Here is a 21012-nt window from a genome sequence, read left to right on the forward strand (position 1 = left end):
CCGGGGTGTAGCGCAGCTTGGCAGCGCGCTTCGTTCGGGACGAAGAGGTCGTGGGTTCAAATCCCGCCACCCCGACGCCGTAGTACCAGGTCAGGGGCCTGATCCACCTAGTGGATCAGGCCCCTGACGGGTTTCCGGAGACTGTTTGGGGGAAATCCGGAGAAGATCTTGGGCCGTTTCTCCTAGGGGGTGCCCGGCGAAGGCTGCTTGGGGTACGGCAGCTGAGGGCACTCGGACCTGCGCGTTCGCGCATCCGGCCCGGCGACTGGCCGGGAACGCCATGCCCGCCCGCCTCAATCGCCATTAGGATCACGACACATGGCAGGCCATCACTCAGCGCGTCCTCACGACCACGCTCGCGCGCTCGCCCAGCGAGTGCGGGTTCTGCGGGAAGCCCGGGGGTGGTCGCGGGAGCGGCTCGCCAAAGAAGCCGGCATCAGCGCCAGGACGCTGGCCCGCCTGGAGGGCGAGGGAGCGATCCAGCCAGGTTTCTTCACCGTCGGCGCGGTCGCAGAGGCTCTTGAGGTCTCCCTGGATGATCTGTTCCGCGAGACCCACGTCACCCCCGGCCTGTGGTCCGCCGGATACGAAGGGCGGGACATCGACTCCTTCGTCACCTCGCTCCTCGACAGCCGTATCGATGTAGTGGCGGACGTCCGGCTGACGCCGATCAGCCGCAAGAAAGGCTTCAGCAAGACCCGCCTCGGGCAGGCACTCGCCGAGGCCGGCATCGAGTACACCCACCTGCGCGGCCTGGGGAATCCCAAGGAGAACCGGGCGCCGTTCTGGGACGGCCGCCTGGACGTGGGCCAGGCCCGCTTCCGTGACGTGCTGCGGTCAGAGGAGGCGCAGGCCGATCTCGGCCGCCTGACAGAGCACGCCCAGCAGTCACGGGTTGCGGTGCTGTGCTTCGAGAAGGACGAGAGCCGCTGCCACCGGCAGGTCGTCCTGGAGACGGTCCGCGAGCGGGCCGCCGTGCCCGTGATCCCCCTGGCCTGACTTCACCCCTCGACCCCGCACTCGCCCTTGCCAGTGGCGCATGCCTCTCCTCCAATCGGATCGGGGAGATCTGTGGGGGGCAACCATGGGATCGGGGAATCGTCAGCGCGCACGGATCATGATCACGGTCAAGACCTATCCGGAGCTGTCCAACAAATACCGCGAGACCAGCTGCGTGGCAGGCATACGGTTGGACCAGGGCGCACCACAGCACGTACGGCTCTTTCCGGTGCCGTTTCGGCTCCTCGCGGAGGAGGCTCAGTTCTCCAAGTACTCGATCATCGAGGTCGACGTCGAGCCGCACGGCAAGCGTGACTCGCGGCCCGAAAGTCTGCGGCCAGACCTCGACACCCTCAAGATCGTAGGCGAGGTGCCGGCGGACGGCGACTGGAAGCAGCGGTACAAGTACGTCGAACCACTCGTCTCGCCGTCCCTGTGTGCGATCAAGAGGGACCAGGAGGAGCACGGGACCTCACTCGGCGTGTTCCGGCCCACGGAGGTCAGCTTCCGGCTGACGGCGGCAGAACCCTGGCCTGAGTCCAAGGCCGCACTGGCCGACCAACTCGACCTCTTCGAACAGGACCTGGCCCGGCTTGAGTGGGTACCGCTGGAATTCCGCTACAAGTTCCGCTGTGCGGACGCCGGCTGTCCCACGCACGACATGGCGCTGAAGGACTGGGAGGCCGGCGCCTCGTACCGCAAGTTCCTGCGCAAGTACGGCGAGCACGCCGTGCAGGACAAGCTGCGAGAGCGCTGGTACGACTCGATGTTCACTCCCGACCGTGCCGTCCACTTCTTCGTCGGCAACATCGCGGCCCACCCCAAGACCTTCATGCTGCTGGGCCTGTTCCGTCCGAAGGCCAATGTTGTCGAGTACGTCCAGGAGAGTCTGTTTGGTGACTGACTGGCGCGCCTGACGGCCACCATGCGCCGCCGGATTGCCGACACCGGCGAGCAGGGCGCGTAAGCCTCGCTCGATAGCGTCCCGGGGCGGCCGGACGGCTTCGACACCGACCAGCAGGGCCGTCGGACCGTCAGGACGGTCGGGAGGCAGCCCCGCCTTCACGTCTCAGGTGCTCGTTGATGTGTCGCAGGCGTTGCCAGGCGGCGGGGTCGGTGCCGTCGCCGAGCGCGTAGTGCAGGGCGGGGCGACCGGTCGGGCCGAGTTGGGTCGGGATGCAGTCCGGCAGGGCGTTGCGGGCATGGCCGATGCCGAGGTCGGCCACGGCGTCGGGGCCGAGAGTGAGAGAGACCGGGATCGACGGCGGTTCGTAGTGGGCCGGAGTGGTCAGGTCCGCGCGCGCCGCCCGCACTTCGCTGATCATGGTGGCGAGGCTGTACCGGGCCGCGAGGGACTCGGCGAGCTGGGGCAGCAGCTCGATCGGCGCTCGCTCGTCGGCGGCGTAGCCAAGAGCCAGGGTGATGTGCTCCTCTACGCCCTCTCGCGTGTGAGCGATGTGCAAGGTGGCGATCGCAGGGCGGTCGGCGGTTCCTACGGCGACAGTCCAGGTGGGCTGGGCCTGGCGGGCGCGGCTGCGGGCCAGGTCGGTCAGTTGCCTAGGCGACCAAGGGACGTTGACAGGCTCAGCGGTGGCCCATCCGGCCGGCGGCGATCCGGTGAGGGTCTGCCAGGCATCCTCCAGAGCGCCACCGAGTACGAGGTGCTCGTGGGCGGGGTGGATGGTGCGGATGGACAGCAGCAGCTGCCGTTCACCGCCCTTGCCGAGCGGGGGCTGGAAGGCGTCCGCGATCCGAGGGCCGTTGTGGGCAGCGGGGGTGAAACGTCCGTCGTGCCAGCGCAGTACGGCTCCGGAGAGGCCGTCGTAGTAGCCGTTCTCAGGGTGGCGTACGACCCAGCGTGCGGGCATGTGCTCCAGCACGGTGCGGGTGGGCAGGCTCAGCCGGGTGTTGGGGGACGTCACGAGATACAGCTCCCGTCGGCCCTGTGCCACCGTTCGCACTGCCTCGGTCAGCCATGTCGTGGCGGCAACGACCGGGCGGTCGTAGATGACGATGACGCTCTTGTCAGTCAGCACATCCGCATCGGTCAGTACGTCCACGTCAGCGGGCGGGACCGTCACCTCACCCGTGGCCGGGACGGTCACGACATCGGTGTGGGCGGCTTCAGGCGGCCAGGTGATGCCGCCGAGCAGCGTTGTCAGCCGTCCCGCGACCGAGCCGGCGAGCAGCCTGGCTTCTGCGATGGAGGTGGACGCCCGCACCTCGGTCCACCACACCGATCCCTCTGTACGAACGCCAGCTCCCAGCAGCCGCTCCGTCTCGCCCGGCACTTGCAGGTAGCGGGGGGCCTCCACGGAGACCAGGAGCTTTCCGTCGTCCGTGCACAACTGGGCCACGGATCCCCCAGCTGATCGGTTCACGCGCAGGTCCGGGCCGCCGGCGTGCAGTGCGGCCAGCAACGTCTTGATGTCCGGCATCTGCGGGGTGAGGGCGATGACGTCCTGGGGCATGTGCTGCTTTCGGCGGAAGGTTCCTGACGGGGGATGGAAGGGCTGGAGCCTCGGCGCGTCAGTAGCGTCCTGACAGTTCTTCCAAGGCGTCCAGGGATTCGGCTTCCTGGAGGCTGCCCTCGGTGATCAGGCCGAGTTCCGGATGCGGCGGCCCCTGAGCCAGCCAGTCCAGTGCGGCGAGCGGGGAGAGTCCTTGGCTGTGGGCTTCCCGTAGGCGCAGCAGCCATCCCGCTCCCACGTCGAATGCCTCGTCACCGGCTGCCGTTCGAGGTACGCAACCGGCGGCGGCATCGTCGGCGGACGCCCAGACGAAGCCGAGCGTCCTCGCTTCCCGCTGAACGGCGAAGTAACGCACCGGGTGCTCGGTGTACGACTCGTACTCATCCTCGGACCGCGGAATGCGGGCGTTCAGCAGGCTCGCCCGGTTGAGCCCTTCGAACGTCCCCCAGGAATCGACGTAAGCAGGGCCTTCACTCCTCAGGTCCTTGAACCCGGTCGCGCTCGGCGCCGCGTAACGGTTCTCGTCGCCTGGTGTAGGGGCGCCGCCCAGCACGGCCGAGATGCTCTCCAACGCGGCGGCGAGCCTGGGCGCGTTTGCCGCATACACCTCGGGCTGCTCCCGGTCGCGCGTGTCCATCGTCAGCCACGCGTCGCTGTACGTTTCCAGCGTCACGACAAGAAGGCTGCTTTGCCAGATGTCCACCTGGACGACGAACAGCTTCTCGACGCGATGTTTGACCCCTGATTCCAGCCAGCAGCCGGGGCATTCAATGCGGACGCCGACGAGGAGGTCGCCCTCAAGGGAGTCGACCTGGGCCATCGCACGCGACAGGGCCGTTTCAGGAGACAGGGGCTGCGGCTCCAGGGGCACACCATCGACTGCCACAAGGGCGTCTCTTCTGTCGCCCACGGCTCGGGCTGACACGCTGACCCTGCCTTTAGGGAGCGCCAGTTCGTGTGCGGCCAGAACATTCCAGACCGCTATCGCAGCTTCCGCTGTCCGAAGGGGGCGGACTCCTTCAGCGCCCGGCGTAACTTCCCAAGTCCAGTCGCCGACAGGGGTAGAGGTAATCACCGGAACTCTCACTCCCGTCCGGACAAGTCCTGCACTTCCTCCGGCGACGAGGCTTCGCGTAGCGATCCGGGTACTACGGTTCCAGATCGCTCCGTTCCCTTCCAGTGTGTGGCTTCATGCAAAGCATCAAGCGAGGACAAACCGCGCTCCTTGGCCTTACTCAAGTACACCAACCAGTCTGCCGCAGCGTCGACTGCGATGTGACCCGCCGCTGTTCGTGGCTCGTAACCTGCGGCATCGTCGCTCTCAGATGCCCACAGATAGCCGATGATCCGGCCGTTGATCGACACATCAACGAAAACGACGGGCGCCGAGGTCTCCGTTTCATAGCGTGGTGCGTCTTGGGGGATCTTTTTCCCTAGCTGCTCGGTGCGCCGCGGAATCTCGAACATGTACCACGAATCGAGAAGGTCTGGATCATCGTCGGGGAAATCCTCGAATCCGTACTCTGTCGGTGCGCCGTGAGAGCCGGGGTCCCATGGCTGGACTGGTGCCCCGATCAGCTCCGTGATGGCGGCAAGAGCGGCCTTGAGGCGAGGTGCATTCTCCTTTTGCACGTCAGGCTGCCTATGGCCACGCAAGTCATGCGACAGCCAGGCATCGGAGAACGTGTGCAGAGTCGCCGTCATGGCACCGCTAGGCCACATGTCGATCGATACGATGAAGAGTTGTTCAACTGGGTGAGGTACTCCACTGCGCAATGGCGCCCCGGGAAGCGACAGGTCAATCGTCACGCACCCAACGTTCTGTCCGCTCAGTGGGCTCAACGCATCCAGGAGCGTGCTTTCGGCTCCGGCCTCAGGTGATTCCACCGGAGCCTTTTCCACTTGCAGCACTGCTGCACTGCCGCTTGCAGCGCCAACGGTGATGTCCGCCTGTGCCCTCGATCCGGCAAGGCCGAGTGACTGAAGAGTCGCCCACACATCGAGCACCTGTCGCGTGCATCGTACGAACAGGGCGCTCCCCGGGATGGCAACCTTGGTCTCCCAGGACCAACTGCCCACAGGATCAATCGTCGTAATCACAGAACTCCTCGTGGATCAACCTTGGCCCCAGGCGGAATCACGATCGTCCCGTCCTCGAGCCGGATCACGAACAGGATGCCACGTCCCTTGTCACTCTTGAACGGGTGCTCACCACGGTGAACCTGGAGAAGTTCCTCCGGGATTCCCCTCTGCTCCCACTCGGCAACAGTGCCCTGGCCGTCCACGAGCATGATCTTGTGGTCGGCTTCCGACTTGGAAAGCTGACCAAGGTGGTCGGGCTTGGAGATGGAGTTGAACGGGTTCTTCGGGTTGTTGAGTCGCTTCAACTGGTAGCCCCAACTATGGCCCGAATCGTCCGTTACTCGCACATCGAGATCAGCCTTGATTGATTGGTTCTTCACCTCGAACTCAATTTTTCGGAGTCCGCGCTGATACAACTGTTCACCGAGACGAAGCTGATCAATAGCCCGAGGGAATTGATCCGGCTTACTCGATCCGAGCATCGAAATTGCGTCCCTAAACCCGGGACTCTTGGCAAAGTGACCAGAGCTGATGATGTCGGCCACCTCTCGCCCGGAAGCAGATTCCGCCAACCGACTGATGGCCGTCTCGAGCACCTTCGGCTTGATGTTGTTCTTGGGTATGTTGTCCAGCGCCTCGCGGAGCCGCTGCTCCGCTTCGCCGCCGAGCTCAAGAGGACCTGGAACCGGTTCTGGGGTCTGCCCATGTCCCACGGGGCCGCCGTCTGAGTTCCCTCCGCCACCCCCGCCGCCGGCCTCGGACTGACCGAAATGGTGGTGTTCCGAGGCCGAACCACCAGAGCCGTGTTGGTGCTCGGCGTGTGGATCCGCCCCGGCGATGTGAGAGTCTCCCGCGCGACTGCCATCAGCTGAGGCTTCATGACTATGACCGCCACCAACCGGATCAAGACTCCCGCGCGGCGAAAGGTGGCCACCCCCTTGGGAGGCGGCTTCGGGAGCGCGGCCTCCGACGCCAGCGAGTTCTCGATCATCTGGCCCGGAAGGAGACACGCGGTCACCGGCGGCAGGCTCATGCCTGACCGGGCTGATGTCAGGCATGCCGTCGGGTTTGAGGGCGATGAAGTTGCCGTTCTTGTCGACCCTGTAGCGGTTGCTGAGGTCGTCCAGGGCGCCGTCGGGGAACCTCGTCTTCGGCAGCCGCAGGTGTTCGCTGACGTTGGTCATCACCTCGGAGACCTTCGGCAGATCGGACAGGGCCCTCGCCGCCCTCGCGGCGCCGGAGATCGGATCCAGGGCACCGCCGACCTTGGCCACCGTGCCGGCGGCTTCGACGAATCTGGCTCCCTTGCCCAGCCTCGCGAGCGCCCCGCCCGCACCCCCCATGACGGTGAGAAGGTTGAAGGTGGTGACGGCGTGGGCACGAGCCGGATCCTTGTGCCACTCGTCGTAGGCGATGAACTGCTTGCCGAACTCCTTGGCGTACGCCTTGCTGTCCCGCTGCCAGTCCGAGAGGTGGTCGCCCTCGCCGACCGCGTCCATGCCGTAGGCGTAGGCGCCGACGACGGTGCGCCTGAGGCCGTCCCAGGTCTGGTGCTGTGCGTCGGAGCCGTTGACGCCCAGGAGGTTGTCCTCGAAGGTGCCCAGGCCGACGAAGCCCCCCCAGACGCTGTCTTTGACGATGCCGTCCCAGGCCCAGCTCTTGATGCCGTGGCCCCACCAGTCCATGCTCCAGCGGTCGTAGGTGCGGGCAACGGGAGTGCCCCACGGCAGGTCGGGCATGGACTCGAGCTTTTCGACGCTGATGCCGTACGTGCCGCCCTCGTCGCCGACGGGGCGGCAGAGCGCCGGGCTGATGGCGCCGATCTTGACCGCCGCGTTGTGCTCCGCCTTCTGAAAGCCCACGACGGCTTCCGCCACGCCGTGCATGAGGGCGTTGTGCTTGTCGACCTTCTGCTGGTCCTTCGTCCAGCCGTCGTCGCCCTCAACGCTGTCGACGAAGGCGATCGCCTTCTCCTTCAGATGCTTCAAGCGGTCCGCGAAGGGCTTCGCTTCGGCGGCGAAGGTGTCCAGGGCGTCGGCGAGGGACTCGATATGGCCGGCGAACTCGTCCGCCGTGTCCATCACCGGCTGGGTGGAGGAGAAGAGCTGGTCCGCCTCCGGCGCCTTGTAGAACGCGGCCGTCGCCTGGAAGCGTGAGTGAACGTCCTGGCCGGCGTTGCGTATGCCGATCGCGTGGGTGCGCAGCGCGCTGACTGCTTTGGACAAGGTGCCGAAGTCGCCGGTGTACTGGGGTATACCCCCCGGCTCGATCATGTCCACTATGCCCCGCCCCCGTGGTGCTTCGTCTTCTCGCCCACAGCCTGAAGCTCGGCCGGCGTGGGCGCCTTGGCCGCCTCACGCTGGGCCCGGGCGGCCATGGCCAGATCACCATCGATGTAGGCACCGGTCGCCTTGACGGTCCCGTCCATCGTCTTCTTGATACGGGCCGCCATGAACTTGATCGAGCCCTCGGTGTCGGACACGAAGTTTGCGACCGCGGCACCCACCGGCCCCACCGGCGGGCTACCGCAGTACGGGCCGCTGATCGTGCCCGCGGACTCCGCCGCGTCCTGGACGCTCGTCGCGTAGCCCTTGATGTCCTTGCTCAAGTCGTCGGCCGCAAGACCCACCAAGGACAGAATGGACTCCACTCCGCTGGGACTGATGTCCCACCCCGTCACGTCAACCCCCGCTGTGTCACCGGCAGATATGTCACTCAGCGCTGCTCAGCATCGCACGCGCTACTGACAACAGGACATTCATCCCTATCAGATCGGTTGTTGCAGCAGCCACACGCTTCTGGCCAAAGGCACGCCGAACCCCTCAATGGGTCACGTCCCGGATGCAAGGGCGGTCTGGATCAGCTGGTGGCGGCGGCCGCGGCGCACCAGGGTGCCGCGGCCGGGCGGCTGGGCGGAGGCGTACAGGCCGGGGAAGAGCTGGCCTTCGGTGCGGTCACCGGTCATCACCAGGGCCGTGGCGCCGGTTTCGCGCAGTGCCGTCAGGAACGGCTCGTACAGGGCCCGCGAGGCCCCGGCGACCCGGCGGGTGACGACGAAGTGCAGGCCGATGTCGCGGGCGGAGGCCATGTACGGCAGGAACGGGGTGAGGGGCTGCTGGCCGGCGGCGGTGAGGATGTCGTAGTCGTCTACGAGGATCACGATGCGCGGACCGGTGAACGACGGCTCATCGGTCAGGGCGTCGGGGTCGGGGGCCTCCGGAAGGCGTTTTGCCAGCTCGGTGGCGATGCCGGTGGCGAGTGCCTGGGAGAGCGCGGCGTTGTGCGCGTAGCCGCCGCGATACGGCTCGGGGATCACTCCCCGCAGGCCACGCCGCGGGTCGAACACGCCGTAGACCAGCTCGTCCTTGTTGTAGCGGTCGATGAGGGAGCGGGAGACGAGCCTGAGCAGGTTCGTCTTGCCGCACTCGTTGTCGCCGAGGACCAGCAGGTGCTGGTCAGCGCCGAACAGATCCAGGACGGTCGCGGAGAGGGTCTCCTGGTCGACGCCGATCGGGATCGCACGCGGTTCCGCCACGCTGGAGGGCAGGCGCTCCGCGGGCAGCCTGGTCGGCAGCACTCGCACGGGCGCGGCGGTCTCACCGTGCCAGGCGGCGCGCAGCGTGGCCGCCGCCTGCTCCAGGGCCGGGCCGAGGCCGTCCGTCGTGGCGTGCGCGTCGATGCGAGGGAGTGCGGTCTGGGCGAACAGTTTGCCGTCTGTCAGGGCCCGGCCGGGCGTGTCCGCCGAGAGGGTCTCGGAGAGCTTGCGGTCGACGGTGGAGTCGGCGGGGTCGTTCAGACGCAGTTCGATGCGGCTGCCGAAAAGCGACTGGGTGGCGAGGCGCACGTCGTTCCAGCGCAGCATGCCCGCCACGACGTGGATGCCATAGCCGCTGCCGCGCTTGAGCAGGTCGGCCACATCGTCGTCCAGGTGGGCGAACTCGTCGCGCAGGGCTCCGAATCCGTCGATGAGCAGGACGATGTCGGTGGAGCCGAGCCGGGGAAGTTCACCTCGTCCGCGCAAGGCCCGCAGCTGATCGACCGAGTCGATGCCTCGTCCGCGGAAGATCCCCTCGCGCTCGGCGAGCATGGCTCGCACTTCGGCGACGGTGCGGGTGGCGCGTTCGTGGTCGGCGCGGGTCGCGATGCCACCGACGTGCGGCAGGTCCGCCAGGGTACTCAGTCCGCCGCCGGCCAGGTCCAGGCCGTAGACGGCGACCTCGCGGGGGGTGTGGGTGAGGGCGAGGGAGAGTGCGAGGGTGCGCAGCAGGGTCGTCTTGCCGGAGGCGGGGCCGCCGATGACGGCGGTGTGTCCGCCCGCGGTGTTCAGGTCGTGCACCCACGGGCCCTGCCACTGCCGGGCCGGATCGTCGAGCACACCCAGCGGCACCCGCAACGGGCCGTCGGGGTAGGTGAGCCGGAGGCCGTCGGCGGATGCCTGTATCGGGCCGGCGGCCGTGTCGAGGGTGACGGCCTCGGGCAGCGGGGGCAACCAGATCCGGCGCACCGGTTCGGCGGCGTCGGTGAGCCGGTCGACCGCGACGCCGAGGACCGTCGGTCCGGTCTCGCGCTCACGCGGCACCGGCTCCTCCTCGCCCGGCGCGGCAGCGGGCGCGTTGAAGGCGGGATATGGCCAGGCGAGTGGTTCGGCGTCGGTGGTGCTCTCGGGTACGACGGGGCCGCGGTACGCGCCGGAGACGAAGCCGGCCTTGAAGCGGGTGTAGGTGGAGGTGTCGACCTTCAGGTAACCGAAGCCGGGCAGGGGCGGCAGGTGGAAGGCGTCGGTGGTCTCCAGGACCGTACGCGACTCGTCCGCCGAGAAGGTGCGCAGACCGAGCCGGTACGACAGGTACGTCTCCAGCCCTTTGAGCTTGCCGCTCTCGATGCGCTGGCTGGACAGCAACAAATGGACACCGATGGAGCGGCCGATGCGGCCGATCGATAGGAACAGGTCGATGAAGTCCGGTTTCGCGGTGAGGAGTTCACCGAACTCGTCTATGACGACGAAGAGATGCGGCAGCGGTTCGAGGTCGGGCCGGGTGGTGGCGCGCATGGTGCGGTAGTGCCCGATGTCGGCGACGTTGCCCGCGTCCTTGAGGACCTGCTGGCGGCGCTTGATCTCACCGGCGAGGGATGTGTGCACCCGCTCGACCAGTCCGGCCTGGTTCTCCAGGTTGGTGATGACGCCGGCCACGTGCGGCAGAGCAGCGAAGGGGGCGAACGTGGCACCGCCCTTGTAGTCGACGAGGACCATCGCCAGGTCCTCTGGCGCGTGCGTCGTCACCAGGGCCAGTACGAGGGTGCGGAGCAGTTCGCTCTTTCCGGAGCCGGTGGCGCCGATACACAACCCGTGTGGACCCATGCCGAGTTCGGCAGACTCCTTCAGGTCCAGCAGCACCGGTCGATGCCGGTCGTCCAGACCGATCGGCACCCGCAGGAAGTCCCGATTCCCGCGCGGCGCCCACGTCCGGACCGGGTCGAGGGCGGCCATGTCGTCGATGCCGAGCAGCTGCGGGAAGTCGACGGGCCCGGAGACGGGGGTGCCGTCGACAGCGGACTCGGCGGACAGCCGCAGCGGCGCGAGGGCCCGGGCGAGGCCCTCGGCCTCGGAGAGTCCGGTGCGGTCGACGACCCCGTCCGTCCGTACGACCTGCTCTCCGCGCAGATCCTCCAAGGTGACCTGGTCGCCGTCGACGGTGATCCGTAGGGAGACGTGATCAGGCTCGTGAACCTGTTCGGTGAGCAGGTGCAGGACCGTGACGCCCATGTCGTCCAGAGCGACGGCGGCGTCCGGACGCGGTAGCTCGATGGCGTTCTCCCCGTACGCGTCGCTGAGGACCAGCAGCCGGTCGGTCAGGGCGAGCGCCTTGTTGTCGGACAGCCCGCGGCGCACTTCGGCCGCGTAAGAGGCGCGCCGCCCCAGATCCGTGCCGATCACCTGGGCCAGCTGAGCCATGCCGGGGGCGATACGGCGCGCGGCGAGGGCGCCGTCATGGCTTTGCGGGTCAAGGACGTGAGGGAGCCACTTCGCCCACTCCCACTCCTCGATACGGTCCCCGGGGGCGGCGAGCGCGATGGCGACGTCGTCCGGTGCGTGGGTCACGGCAGCCTGCACGAGCAGGGACCGGGCGATGCGCAGCACTCCTGCGCGGTCACCGACAATGCTGACGTTGCCTGCCCGGTCCAGGGGCACGGTCAGCGGATAGTCGGACACGGTGGTGTACCGGGCCTCCAGGGCGCGCGCCTCGTTCAGCATGAACGGGTCGGGGGGGGTGAGCACGCCTCCGACTGCCTGCCGGCCGATGGTCAGCTCCTGCACGGGTACGTCACCGACACCCACCCGCAGGTGCAGGAAGTCCGCGTCCGTGCGACGCCGCTCCCACAGCCGCGCGGGATCACGTAGCACGTCGTACAGGGCCGCGGGCGCGGGGTGCAGCAGCCGAGCGGCACGACGACGCTCACGCTCCTCCGCTCCCAACTCAGCGCGCAGCTCTTCCAGATACTCCAGGTACCGCTCACGCTGAACGCGCCGCTGTCGCTGGGCCTTGCCACGCTGTGACAGGAACAGCGCGAGCGCACCGAGCAGCGCGATGACGAGCACGACAGCGCCCAGGCCCGCGAACTGGCTGGAGCGGATCACCGTCATCATCACGACCGAGCTCATGACGCCGGCCATCGGCAGCAGCGCGGTTGCCGGGCTGCCGGTCTTGCCCTCCGGCAGGTTCGGCGGCGGCTCGATCGTGCGAGCCGCAGGCGGGAGCAGCGGACGCGTCGAGCGGGCGGGGCGATGGACCTGTTGCTGGGTCAACGCACCCGCACCGCCCTCTGCAGGGTCTCGGCGGCGAGCTGGGTGGCCGCGCGGCGCGTGGCCGCACCCAGCCGATCGGGCATGATCGGTCCGCCACCGGCCAGGTGCCGGTCGTAGGGCAGATGCACGAGGGTGACTCCGGTTTCCCGCAAATGGGCCGTGGCCGCCTTGAGGTCGAGGTTCGCATCGGGAGTGTTCGAGGTGAGGGCCACCACCGTGGAGGCGAGCGCGGCGTGCGGCAGCCCACCGAGCCAGTCCAGGACGATGCGGGTACCGCCCACCCCTTCGGCCGTGAGCGGGGCGACGACCACACGTGCGTGCGCGGTGTCCATCGCCGTTCTGGCCACCTCGCCGGGCAACGTCTCGCAGTCAACGACCGTGACGGCGAAGTAACGCCGCAGGGCGAGCGTCACGGTGCGGTAGGTCGCAACGTCCAGAGGGGCGCCCACCCGCCCTTGGCTCGCGGGCAGCAGCCAGCCACCATCCGCTACCGGCACCAAGTACCCGGTGACATCGGTCAGTTGCATCGATGGAGTAAGGATCTGAGACAGTTCGACGCACGACCAGCGTACGGATTGCGCGCCCATGCGCACCGGCAGCGTGCCCAGGGCCGCGTCCGCCTCCAGAGCGAGCACGGGGTCGTGCCGGTAGTGGCTGAACGCCCGCGACAGCAGCGCGGCGGTCGTGGTCTTGCCCACTCCACCACGGATCGACGTCACCGCGATCACCCGGCCCGTGGTCACCGGCTGCTGCACCATGCTGCCCAGCCGGCTCTCCACGGCGACCTCCTGCGCGGCCGACGAGGTCAGCCTGCGCAGCGACCGACCCGAACGCCGGACCAGCGAATCACCGTGCGGGGGCGAACCGAGCGCTATGGCGAGGCGCGGGTCGAGTGTCGGCACGGGCTCGGGCGCCACCATGGGCAGCCGCACCTGGCGGGGCGGCCGTTCAGCGGGGGAGGCGTTCGGTGGCGTCGCCGGGGGCTGCGGGACTGCCCCGGCGCCGGGAGCAGGGGATCCGGTACCGGGATGGGGCTGGGCCGGCGGCGCCGGTGAAACCTCGGTCACGGGGCGCGGGGATACCTGAGCCGGGGTCTGCGGGGCGGACCGCTCCTCGTCCCCGCGCGAAACCGGCCCCGTGGTGTGGTGTTCGCGGGACGGCCGCCCCGGGTTGGGACGCTCCTCGTCCGTGTGGCGCACGGGCAAGGGCGGCCTGGCGTCACCCGGCGCAGACTGCTCGCGCGCCTCGTCGGCCGGGCCCGCGGTCAGCTCACGCAGCACCTCGTCCTGCCAACGGCCGGAAGTCGTCATCACCACCACCTCACGCGAAGGTGCCCAGCAGCCGCCCGTAGACTCCGAACACCCCGAGGACCAACGGGAACAGAGCGACCACACCAGCCGACTCCAGCACGTCGCCAACCTTGCGCAGCCGAACCCGGACATGCTCGGCGGGCTGCACGGCCAGCACACCCAGGGACACCACGACCAGTACGCCGAGAACGGCGAGCGGTGCCGGGGCTCCCGAGTGCTCCCGCCACAACCACGCCAGCCGCAGCGCCACCACCATGGATGCCGCGAGCAGTACGGCCACTTCCGCCACCAGCGGATAGGCACGCGCCCGCAGCGCGAGGACGAACGCCACGGCGACAGCCAGCCACACCGTCCACACCGTCACCGTACGCACCGCCAGCACTCCGGCGACCGCACCGCAGACCGCGGTGACGACCGTCGCCAGCGCCAGCCCCCGATGCGTGGCAGCCAACGCGGTGGCCACCTGGTAGCGACCGACGGACGAGCCCGCGGAGCGCCGATCGTCCAGCCCGGACAGACCGGACGCCGCCAGCGCCAGCCGGGGCAGCACGCCCAGCGCGACGACGGACACGACGGCGAGCAGAGCCCCGGCGCGTGCCGAACCGACCGTGCCGGCTCCGCCGGGCTGGAACGCGAGCGCCACCTCCCAGCACGCACCGGCTCCGGCCAGTGCCGCTGCCCCGACCAGCGCACCCCGCCCGAACGGCGAGAACCACCCGAGGAGCAACAGCGCCGCCACCAGGACGGAGAGCACGGCGGCCAACCGCACCGCTCCCGGCCAGCCCTGTGCGTCGGCAACCGACCAGGCGCCCTGCACGCCCACAGCGGCGCTCACCACGACCAGAGCGGCGGCAAGCCCCTTGTGCCCGGCCCGCCCCAGCAGTGCACCGGCCACCGCGGCCACCGCCGCGATTACCAAAAGCGACCATCCCGCAGTCTCGGCTTCGAACCCCTGGCGCGCCATGAAACCGACGGCCGACGCCCAGACCACACCCGCGCCCGCGGCCGTGATCCGCCGCGCTTGCGCGTTCCACCGCCAGGCCCGCACATCCAGATCGCCGGCAGCCTCGTCACTCACGTCATGGACCACCGGCGCGGATGGCGCGTCCTCGACCCTGACCAGCCGGAGTACAGCACCGTCGGGCACTCCCGCCGACTCCAGCGTGGCATCCGGCTCCAGAGCACTTCCGTCGGCCGTCACCAGGTGCCGGGCCTGCGGATGCTCGGCCACCCGGTCGTCGAGCAGCCGCATCACCTCGGGCAACAGCAGCCCGACAGGTTCCCGGGCCGGCAGCACCAGATCCACCCGACGCCGCTCACCGACCAATGTGACTCGACTCAGTGCCGTACGGCTCACAGTCCCCCGGGATATCACGCTTTCGAACCTATCATCGGGCCGATTTCCCAGGCTGTGGTGAAGCGGTGGATTGACCGGAGGGCGTGGACACAGGCACAGAGGTCCCGTACGGAGCCTTTCCGATCACGCGATGTGCGATGAAGGACCACCCCACACACCCGGCACACACCACGGCGGCGATCACCACCCCCGCGAAGGCCTTCCCGAGCCGCTCGTCCACGGTCCGCCGCTGCCGCTGCGCCCCGAACAACACGGCATCACGCAACCGCCGACGCCGCACCGCCACGGACTCAAGAAGCTGACTGTCGTAATCCTGGGCTGACATCACTCAAATCCGGTTCACTGGACACGCGGGTGCTCGTCGGACATCTTCTCGCGGACCTATGACGGCCAGACGACTGTGCCGTCACGCACCACCAAAGGCGCAGGCAGGCGCTCTTCGTGGAACCGAATCCACCCCAGACGGATCTCGCCGTCGGAGCCTCCGTGCCGCTCGCCGGCCCTGGCTGCCAGCCAGCTGAGGAGTTCTCCCATGCGCTCGAAATCGTCCGGATGGATCTCCTGCCGGCTGGTCAGCGCCCAGCCCTCCTGCCCCGTGTCCCGCAGACGCAGCAGCACGGAGACGAGTGCGCCTCCAATCTTGTAGCCACCACCCTGCTGTCCGAGAAGGGGCTCGGGTTGATCCTCGATGACGAACTCTCCGTCTTCGTCCTCCACCACGACCGGAAATTCGGTGACGATACGGAATGTGTCCGGCTGGGGGCCGGCTCCCAGATGCCATCGCAGCTCCGTGATTTCCCCCGCCGACAACTCGTCACGCAGGTCCAACGCGAGCATCAGCTCGAACATGTCAGCCATGGTCGCGCAGGCTACAGATGCATAGCCTGCTCGGGCGAGCGGCCGAGGGGAGCGGAGAGGGACACCGCCAACCGCCGGTCAGCCGATGTTGTCGACCGCAGCCTTCGCCTTGGCGAGGGTGGCCTGAGCGGTGCCGTCGTTCTGTTCCAGCGTGTTGCGGACCAGACGGATGATCTCGCGCACCTCTGCCGCGGCCTTGTGCCAGCGGACCTCCTTGCCGTGGTACTCGTCCGAGACACCGTCGGCCTGGAAGTCGGCCATCGCAGCCTTGACCGCCCGGTCGCGGTCGGTCAGCACGCGCTCCAACTGGCCGATGATTCCGGACAGGCTGGTCTGTACGTCGGCGGAGGCACCGGTGTCGTACGAGCGGCGGTCCTGATTCTGAGCCATGATCGAGTCCCCCTTGAAAAAGGTGACGATAGCGGTGAGTTCCTCTTCAACGTCGGTTACCGCGCGCCGAAGCGGGCGGCGTCGAAGTTGGCAGCGCCCATGTTCTGGTGCGCGTTGTCACCCAACTCCATGTCACCACTGCCGAATGCCGTGTCCATACCGGACTGACCGCCAAGGATCGCGCCCAGCGAGCTGTTCAGGTCCGCTGTGATCTCGTCGGCATGCACCTTGAAGGCGTCGAACGCGGCCTTGCCGGCGCCGTTGAACTTGCCCTCCAGCGGTTCGGCCGCCTGGATCAGCAACCTGATCAGCGTGCCCAGGTCATCGCTTGAGCCGACGGTGCTCTTCCCGAGCTGCGACAGGGTCGTCGACCCCATGTCGAACTTCATCCACCCACCCCGTAAGCGTGTTGTGTGCCGGGACTACTCGATCGCCGCTGCTTCACCTCGCGACGCCACAGCCCACAGTGCGCTGGACATCCTCTCGCACCCCAAGTTGCAGGCGCAACGCGAAAGGGGCCGAAGTGGCGTGATCTGGTGCATGCGATAGAGCGAGGCTGAGGACCATCTGGTCATGCCGGACGAGCTTGTGTCGCTGAACGGTCGATGCAACCTGGAGGCTGCACTGTCACAACGCGTACGGCGAGGCCGGGGTGATGGCGCTGCCGGCGTGCAGCCGGTAGCTCCGGACGCGTCCGGGCCGGTCAGCCGTTCAGTGCCCGCAGCTGTTCCAGCAGGCGGTGCAGGTCGTGGGCGGCTTCCGCGACGGAGCAGGTGGCTGCGGCCAGGACGAGGGCCGTGGCCAGGGCCGGCAGCAGGCGGTGGGTCACGGGTGGGGCGAGGAGGGCGGCCACCCGGCGCGGGACCGGGCCCGCGCCGCGGAGCGGGTTGCGCCGGCGTCCCAGCAGGCCGAGGGCGGCGGGCGGGAGGCCGCCGCGGGCCCGGGAGTGCCGGGTGGCCAGGGCTGCCCGGCCCACGGCGCGGGCGACGCGGCGCCGGTCGCCGGTGGCCGTGGCCGCGTGCTCGTCGGCCCAGCGTTCGAGGGTGTAGGTGACGGCGTGGGCCAGGGGGCGCAGCAACGGGTTGGCGGCGGCGCCGAGTTGGGCGAGGGCGACGAAGAGGTAGTGGTGGCCGGTGAGATGGGCGCGTTCGTGGGCCAGCAGGATCTCGTGTTCGGCGCGGTCCAGGGTGCGGAGCATGCCGGTGGAGACGACGATGCGGCCCGGCAGCCCGGGCAGGGCGAACGCGTCGGGTGCCGGGTCGTCGACGATCACCGTCCCGTCCCGTGTGGGCATGCAGGCCGCGTCCAGGGTGGCGGCGGCCAGCGCGCGCACGCGTCGTACGAGCAGCCGCAGCACACCGACCGCCGCGACGGCGAGCAGCGCCGCGGCGGCGACGGCCACCGGCAGCCGGGCGGGGAGGTGCTGCCCGGCCGGCCCGAGCGGCCGGTGTCCGAGGAACGCCGGCAGCGGGCTGCGGACCAGCCAGGTGGAGGCGAGCAGGGCGAGCGAGAGGGTGCTCGCGGCACCCAGGACGAGGGCGGAGCCGGCCGACAGCCAGCTGGCAAGCCGGGGTTCGCAGTGCTCGGTCAGCATCCGCGCGCCCGGGAACGCGAGCAGGGGAAGCAGCAGGGGGAGATAGACGGCCAGGTGCATGGGGGCCTGGCCTACCGTCCGGGTCCCTGGTCGAGCAGCTGGCGCAGCAGTTCCTCGTCCGAGCTGGACAGGCCGTCCACGAACCGGGACAGCACCGCCTCCCGGTCGCGGCCGCGCTCGTCCAGGACGCCCTGCATTCGGCGGGCGGCGAGGCCGGCCTCGTCGGCGACGGGGGCGTAGACATAGGCGCGGCCGTGGCGGGTGCGGCTGAGGACCTGCTTGTCGTACAGCCGGTTCAGTACGGTGATCACGGTGCTGTACGTCAGGTCGTCGTCCAGCCGGTCCATGACCTGTCCGGCGCTCAGCGCGCTCCCGGACCGCTGGAGCACAGTGAGGATCTCCGCCTCCAGCTGCCCGTTGGGGCGACGGCCGGCCGACCGGTCATCGATGGCCATGGGTTTGCGTTCGCCTCCCTTCGCCTTTTACAGTCGCGTAAAAGTTTTACAGTCGCGTAAAAGCTGCTGTTCCGAGTGTGCCATGCGAGGCCGGGCACCGGCCCTCTCTCCCGAAGTGGATCCCATGAGCGCGATCAGTGTGAGTCAGGCCGTCGTCCTCGGCATCGTCGAGGGGGTGACCGAGTTCCTCCCCGTGTCCTCCACCGGCCATCTCAAGATCGCCGAAGGGCTCATGGACATCCCGGTGGACGACAAGTCCGTCGTCGGGTTCTCCGCCGTCATCCAGGTCGGCGCCATCGCCGCCGTACTCCTGTACTTCTTCAAGGACATCAGGCGGATCGTCACCGCGTGGTTCCGCGGGCTGACCAACAAGGAGGAGCGCTACCACCACGACTACAAGTTCGCCTGGTGGGTCATCGCGGCCACCATCCCGATCGTGGTCGTGGGCCTGGCGGCGAAGCCGCTGATCGACGGCCCGCTCGCCTCGCTGTGGGTGGTAGCCGGTTCGCTGATCGCCGGCTCCGTGGTGATGTGGTGCGCGGACCAGATGGGCCGGCACAAGCGCGGTGAGGACGACACGTCCTTCAAGGACGCGATGTGGGTCGGCTGCTCGCAGATCCTCGCGCTGCTCTTCCCCGGCTTCTCCCGCTCCGGCGCCACCATGTCCACCGCGCTCATCCTGGACCTGGACCGGGTCGCCGCCACCCGGCTGTCGTTCTTCCTCGGCATCCCGGCCCTGACCGGCGCCGGCATCTACGAGCTGAAGGACGCCCTCGGCGCGGGCGTGGGCGCCGTCCCGCTGGCCGTCGGCACCGTGGTGTCCTTCGTCGTCGCCTACGCCTCCATCGCCTGGCTGCTGAAGTTCGTCGCCAAGCACTCCTTCAACGCCTTCGTGATCTACCGGATCGTCATCGGCGCCGTCCTGATCGGCCTGCTGGCCACCGGCACGCTCAGCGCCTGACGACCAGGCGGGAGGGCCGGTCAGGCGCGGGCCGTCGCGCCCGTGCCGAGGCCGGCCTGCTCCTCGTACGACCGGAAGCCGTCCTCCACGCCCATGAAGACGTCGTTCATGACCAGGTAGCCCTGCGCGATCAGCGGGGAGTCGCGCAGCTCCTCGATCAGGAAGTAGTACGCCCGCAGGTCCTCCGTCTCCAGCAGCGCGAAGTCGGAGAAGGCGGCGGTGAAGGCCTCCGCGTCGAAGAAGCGGGCCGAGACGCGGTCGGCGTACCGGGCGAAGAGCGGCTGGACATGGGCGGCCGTCAGCGCGTTCCGCTCCTCGCGGGACAGGGCCAGCCAGGCCGGTGTGACGGTGTAGGTCAGAACGATCGTGGTCCGCATGACAATGACTCCCCCTGCGTGTACGCCACTCAGTAAACGGCGTTAGCTAACGGCGTTTACTAGAGCTGATCGGCGTTAACATTGTCAAGGGCGGGCCGGTCGGCGGCGCCGCAGACGAACCAGGAGACGCAGCCGTGAGCAGCGAGATCGCCTCGGCGACCACCCGCAGGGCCCGGCAGCGGGACGAGGCCCGGGAGCGGCAGCGCGCCGAGACGAAGGCCGAGATCCTGGGCCATGCGCGCCGGCTGCTGGTGGCCGAGGGACCGGCCGCGGTCTCGCTGCGCGCCATCGCGCGCGAGATGGGCATGACCGCTCCGGGCCTGTACCGCTACTACGCCGACCACCGCGAACTGGTCCAGGCGCTGACCGCCGCGGTCTACGACGAACTCGCCGCCGCCCTGGAGCACGCCCGCGACCAGGCCCCCGACCAGTCCCTCCAGGGCCGCTTCAGCGCCACGGCCCGGGCGCTGCGCTCCTGGGCGCTGAGTCACGAGGCGGAGTTCGCGCTTGTGTTCAGCAAGCCGCTGCCCGACTCCGGCAACGGACCCGAGGACCCCAGTCATGCCGCCGCCTGGCGCTTCGGCGGGGTCTTCCTCGAACTGATGCTGGACTTCTGGCGGGCGGGCACGCTGCCGCTGCCCGAGCCCGGCACCCTGGACGCACAGTGGCTGCGCCAGCTGGCGGAGGTGCGGGAGCACATCGACTCCGAACAGCCGCCCCTGGAGGCGCTGTACGTCGTCGTGCTCTGCTGGTCGCGTCTGTACGGCATGGTGTCCATCGAGGTGTTCGGGCACTTGGACTTCGCGCTGACGGACTCGGAGCCGGTCTTCGAGCACACCCTCCGGGATGTGCTGCGGCTGCTCGGCGGAGACCCGGCCGGCGACTTGCGCAACACCTAAACTGTCCGGTGTGGAGACCACCGACGTGACCACCGACCGCGCCGCCGAGGGCGCCTGGGAGACCGCCGTGCTCGCCGGCGGGCCGGCCGACGGCATGCGGATGAAGGTGGCCCATCGGCCGCGGGTGATCCAGGTGACGTATCCGTGCCCCGCCGAGGCGGCACCGCCGGGCGTGCCGCCGGGGGTGCGCGCGGAGAGCGTGTACGTCTACCGCCTGGACTACGGCGTCACCGAGGAACCCCTCCGGTACGGCTTCGACGTCGCCAGCCCCTGAGCAGGGCCGGCGCTCAGGAGTCGGAGTCGGGGATCTTGGTCGCGGCCGCGTAGGCCTGGGCCGGGGTCATCGGCACCCCGTTCAGCTCCACCGTCCGGTACGGGCTGACCTTGGCGCACGTCTTGGCCTGGTCGGCGGTGGAGGCATGGGCGTTGGACACCGCGGCCTTGGTGTCCGCGG

The 21012-nt window shown here is 68.9% G+C and carries 20 protein-coding genes, 1 tRNA gene and 1 pseudogene; 6 read left to right on the plus strand and 16 right to left on the minus strand.

Features of this window, described 5'->3' with window-relative positions; translation table 11 throughout:
* Position 1 precedes the first annotated feature (1 nt).
* From ACFVIU_RS32125 to ACFVIU_RS32135, 3 genes are all read left to right on the plus strand, one after another.
* Positions 2–75 (plus strand) — tRNA-Pro (locus tag ACFVIU_RS32125).
* 243 nt (positions 76–318) lie between these two features.
* A complete protein-coding gene (locus tag ACFVIU_RS32130) occupies positions 319–999 on the plus strand; it encodes a DUF488 family protein (RefSeq protein ID WP_385846856.1) in 681 nt (226 codons plus the stop codon).
* Positions 1000–1117: 118 nt separating this feature from the next.
* Positions 1118–1903, plus strand: a complete 786-nt coding sequence (locus ACFVIU_RS32135) for a hypothetical protein (RefSeq protein ID WP_385846857.1) — start codon at positions 1118–1120, stop codon at positions 1901–1903.
* 130 nt (positions 1904–2033) lie between these two features.
* Here the strand turns inward: ACFVIU_RS32135 and ACFVIU_RS32140 are convergent, their stop codons facing one another.
* The 14 genes from ACFVIU_RS32140 to ACFVIU_RS32205 form a co-directional block, all read right to left on the minus strand.
* A complete protein-coding gene (locus tag ACFVIU_RS32140; RefSeq protein ID WP_385846858.1) occupies positions 2034–3470 on the minus strand; it encodes a DUF6177 family protein in 1437 nt (478 codons plus the stop codon).
* A 58-nt stretch (positions 3471–3528) separates the two neighbouring features.
* Positions 3529–4356 carry a hypothetical protein gene (locus ACFVIU_RS32145; RefSeq protein ID WP_385846859.1) on the minus strand — a complete coding sequence of 276 codons (828 nt, stop codon included), beginning with the start codon at positions 4354–4356 and terminating at the stop codon, positions 3529–3531.
* Between the two features lie 197 nt (positions 4357–4553).
* Positions 4554–5570: a hypothetical protein gene (locus ACFVIU_RS32150; protein WP_385846860.1), complete on the minus strand. Its 1017-nt coding sequence runs from the start codon at positions 5568–5570 to the stop codon at positions 4554–4556.
* Complete coding sequence (locus ACFVIU_RS32155; RefSeq protein WP_385846861.1) at positions 5567–7825, minus strand: hypothetical protein; 2259 nt, start codon at positions 7823–7825, stop codon at positions 5567–5569. Before ACFVIU_RS32155 ends, ACFVIU_RS32150 begins: the two co-directional genes overlap by 4 nt.
* Before the next feature lie 5 nt (positions 7826–7830).
* Positions 7831–8232 (minus strand): DUF6507 family protein, encoded by a 402-nt coding sequence (locus ACFVIU_RS32160; protein ID WP_385846862.1) that lies wholly within the window; start codon positions 8230–8232, stop codon positions 7831–7833.
* Between the two features lie 150 nt (positions 8233–8382).
* Entirely contained in the window at positions 8383–12357 is a 3975-nt protein-coding gene (eccCa, locus tag ACFVIU_RS32165) for a type VII secretion protein EccCa (protein WP_385846863.1), read from the minus strand.
* Positions 12354–13277, minus strand: a complete 924-nt coding sequence (locus tag ACFVIU_RS32170; RefSeq protein ID WP_385846864.1) for a type VII secretion protein — start codon at positions 13275–13277, stop codon at positions 12354–12356. The genes eccCa and ACFVIU_RS32170 overlap by 4 nt, the downstream gene beginning before the upstream one ends.
* Positions 13278–13677: 400 nt before the next feature.
* Positions 13678–15042 (minus strand): type VII secretion integral membrane protein EccD, encoded by a 1365-nt coding sequence (gene eccD, locus ACFVIU_RS32175; protein ID WP_385846865.1) that lies wholly within the window; start codon positions 15040–15042, stop codon positions 13678–13680.
* A 13-nt stretch (positions 15043–15055) separates the two neighbouring features.
* The gene (locus ACFVIU_RS32180; RefSeq protein WP_385846866.1) at positions 15056–15349 is read right to left on the minus strand and encodes a hypothetical protein; all 294 of its coding nucleotides are present in this window, start codon (positions 15347–15349) and stop codon (positions 15056–15058) included.
* 56 nt (positions 15350–15405) lie between these two features.
* Positions 15406–15882 (minus strand): hypothetical protein, encoded by a 477-nt coding sequence (locus ACFVIU_RS32185; protein ID WP_385846867.1) that lies wholly within the window; start codon positions 15880–15882, stop codon positions 15406–15408.
* A 78-nt stretch (positions 15883–15960) separates the two neighbouring features.
* Positions 15961–16272 (minus strand): pore-forming ESAT-6 family protein, encoded by a 312-nt coding sequence (locus ACFVIU_RS32190; protein WP_208899622.1) that lies wholly within the window; start codon positions 16270–16272, stop codon positions 15961–15963.
* Positions 16273–16328: 56 nt separating this feature from the next.
* The gene (locus ACFVIU_RS32195) at positions 16329–16661 is read right to left on the minus strand and encodes a hypothetical protein (RefSeq protein ID WP_385846868.1); all 333 of its coding nucleotides are present in this window, start codon (positions 16659–16661) and stop codon (positions 16329–16331) included.
* A 314-nt stretch (positions 16662–16975) separates the two neighbouring features.
* Positions 16976–17926, minus strand: coding sequence for a M56 family metallopeptidase (locus ACFVIU_RS32200; protein ID WP_385846869.1), 951 nt, complete (start codon positions 17924–17926; stop codon positions 16976–16978).
* An 11-nt stretch (positions 17927–17937) separates the two neighbouring features.
* Positions 17938–18321, minus strand: a complete 384-nt coding sequence (locus ACFVIU_RS32205) for a BlaI/MecI/CopY family transcriptional regulator (RefSeq protein WP_385846870.1) — start codon at positions 18319–18321, stop codon at positions 17938–17940.
* A gap of 124 nt (positions 18322–18445) precedes the next feature.
* Here ACFVIU_RS32205 and ACFVIU_RS32210 point away from each other — a divergent pair, with 124 nt between their 5' ends.
* On the plus strand, positions 18446–19282 hold the full coding sequence (locus tag ACFVIU_RS32210; RefSeq protein WP_385846871.1) for an undecaprenyl-diphosphate phosphatase: 837 nt from the start codon (positions 18446–18448) through the stop codon (positions 19280–19282).
* A 20-nt stretch (positions 19283–19302) separates the two neighbouring features.
* Here ACFVIU_RS32210 and ACFVIU_RS32215 read toward each other — a convergent pair whose 3' ends face one another.
* Positions 19303–19659 (minus strand): darcynin family protein, encoded by a 357-nt coding sequence (locus ACFVIU_RS32215; RefSeq protein ID WP_385846872.1) that lies wholly within the window; start codon positions 19657–19659, stop codon positions 19303–19305.
* Between the two features lie 134 nt (positions 19660–19793).
* On the opposite strand from ACFVIU_RS32215, the gene ACFVIU_RS32220 reads away from it, so the two are divergent.
* Positions 19794–20558, plus strand: coding sequence for a TetR/AcrR family transcriptional regulator (locus ACFVIU_RS32220; RefSeq protein ID WP_385846873.1), 765 nt, complete (start codon positions 19794–19796; stop codon positions 20556–20558).
* Between the two features lie 10 nt (positions 20559–20568).
* On the plus strand, positions 20569–20832 hold the full coding sequence (locus tag ACFVIU_RS32225) for a hypothetical protein (protein ID WP_385846874.1): 264 nt from the start codon (positions 20569–20571) through the stop codon (positions 20830–20832).
* Between the two features lie 13 nt (positions 20833–20845).
* Here the strand turns inward: ACFVIU_RS32225 and ACFVIU_RS32230 are convergent.
* Positions 20846–21012: pseudogene (locus ACFVIU_RS32230) on the minus strand (LytR family transcriptional regulator); the annotation flags it as partial.

Source organism: Streptomyces sp. NPDC127190, from assembly GCF_042672505.1.
Lineage (GTDB): Bacteria > Actinomycetota > Actinomycetes > Streptomycetales > Streptomycetaceae > Streptomyces.

Excerpts from the sequence above, each read along its gene's own strand:
- ACFVIU_RS32130 (WP_385846856.1), top strand. The coding sequence starts at position 319 with ATGGCAGGCCATCACTCAGCGCGTCCTCACGACCACGCTCGCGCGCTC.
- ACFVIU_RS32135 (WP_385846857.1), top strand. The coding sequence starts at position 1,118 with ATGATCACGGTCAAGACCTATCCGGAGCTGTCCAACAAATACCGCGAG.
- ACFVIU_RS32140 (WP_385846858.1), bottom strand. The coding sequence starts at position 3,470 with ATGCCCCAGGACGTCATCGCCCTCACCCCGCAGATGCCGGACATCAAG.
- ACFVIU_RS32155 (WP_385846861.1), bottom strand. The coding sequence starts at position 7,825 with ATGATCGAGCCGGGGGGTATACCCCAGTACACCGGCGACTTCGGCACC.
- ACFVIU_RS32170 (WP_385846864.1), bottom strand. The coding sequence starts at position 13,277 with ATGGTGGCGCCCGAGCCCGTGCCGACACTCGACCCGCGCCTCGCCATA.
- ACFVIU_RS32180 (WP_385846866.1), bottom strand. The coding sequence starts at position 15,349 with ATGTCAGCCCAGGATTACGACAGTCAGCTTCTTGAGTCCGTGGCGGTG.
- ACFVIU_RS32185 (WP_385846867.1), bottom strand. The coding sequence starts at position 15,882 with ATGGCTGACATGTTCGAGCTGATGCTCGCGTTGGACCTGCGTGACGAG.
- ACFVIU_RS32190 (WP_208899622.1), bottom strand. The coding sequence starts at position 16,272 with ATGGCTCAGAATCAGGACCGCCGCTCGTACGACACCGGTGCCTCCGCC.
- ACFVIU_RS32195 (WP_385846868.1), bottom strand. The coding sequence starts at position 16,661 with ATGAAGTTCGACATGGGGTCGACGACCCTGTCGCAGCTCGGGAAGAGC.
- ACFVIU_RS32200 (WP_385846869.1), bottom strand. The coding sequence starts at position 17,926 with ATGCACCTGGCCGTCTATCTCCCCCTGCTGCTTCCCCTGCTCGCGTTC.
- ACFVIU_RS32205 (WP_385846870.1), bottom strand. The coding sequence starts at position 18,321 with ATGGCCATCGATGACCGGTCGGCCGGCCGTCGCCCCAACGGGCAGCTG.
- ACFVIU_RS32210 (WP_385846871.1), top strand. The coding sequence starts at position 18,446 with ATGAGCGCGATCAGTGTGAGTCAGGCCGTCGTCCTCGGCATCGTCGAG.
- ACFVIU_RS32215 (WP_385846872.1), bottom strand. The coding sequence starts at position 19,659 with ATGCGGACCACGATCGTTCTGACCTACACCGTCACACCGGCCTGGCTG.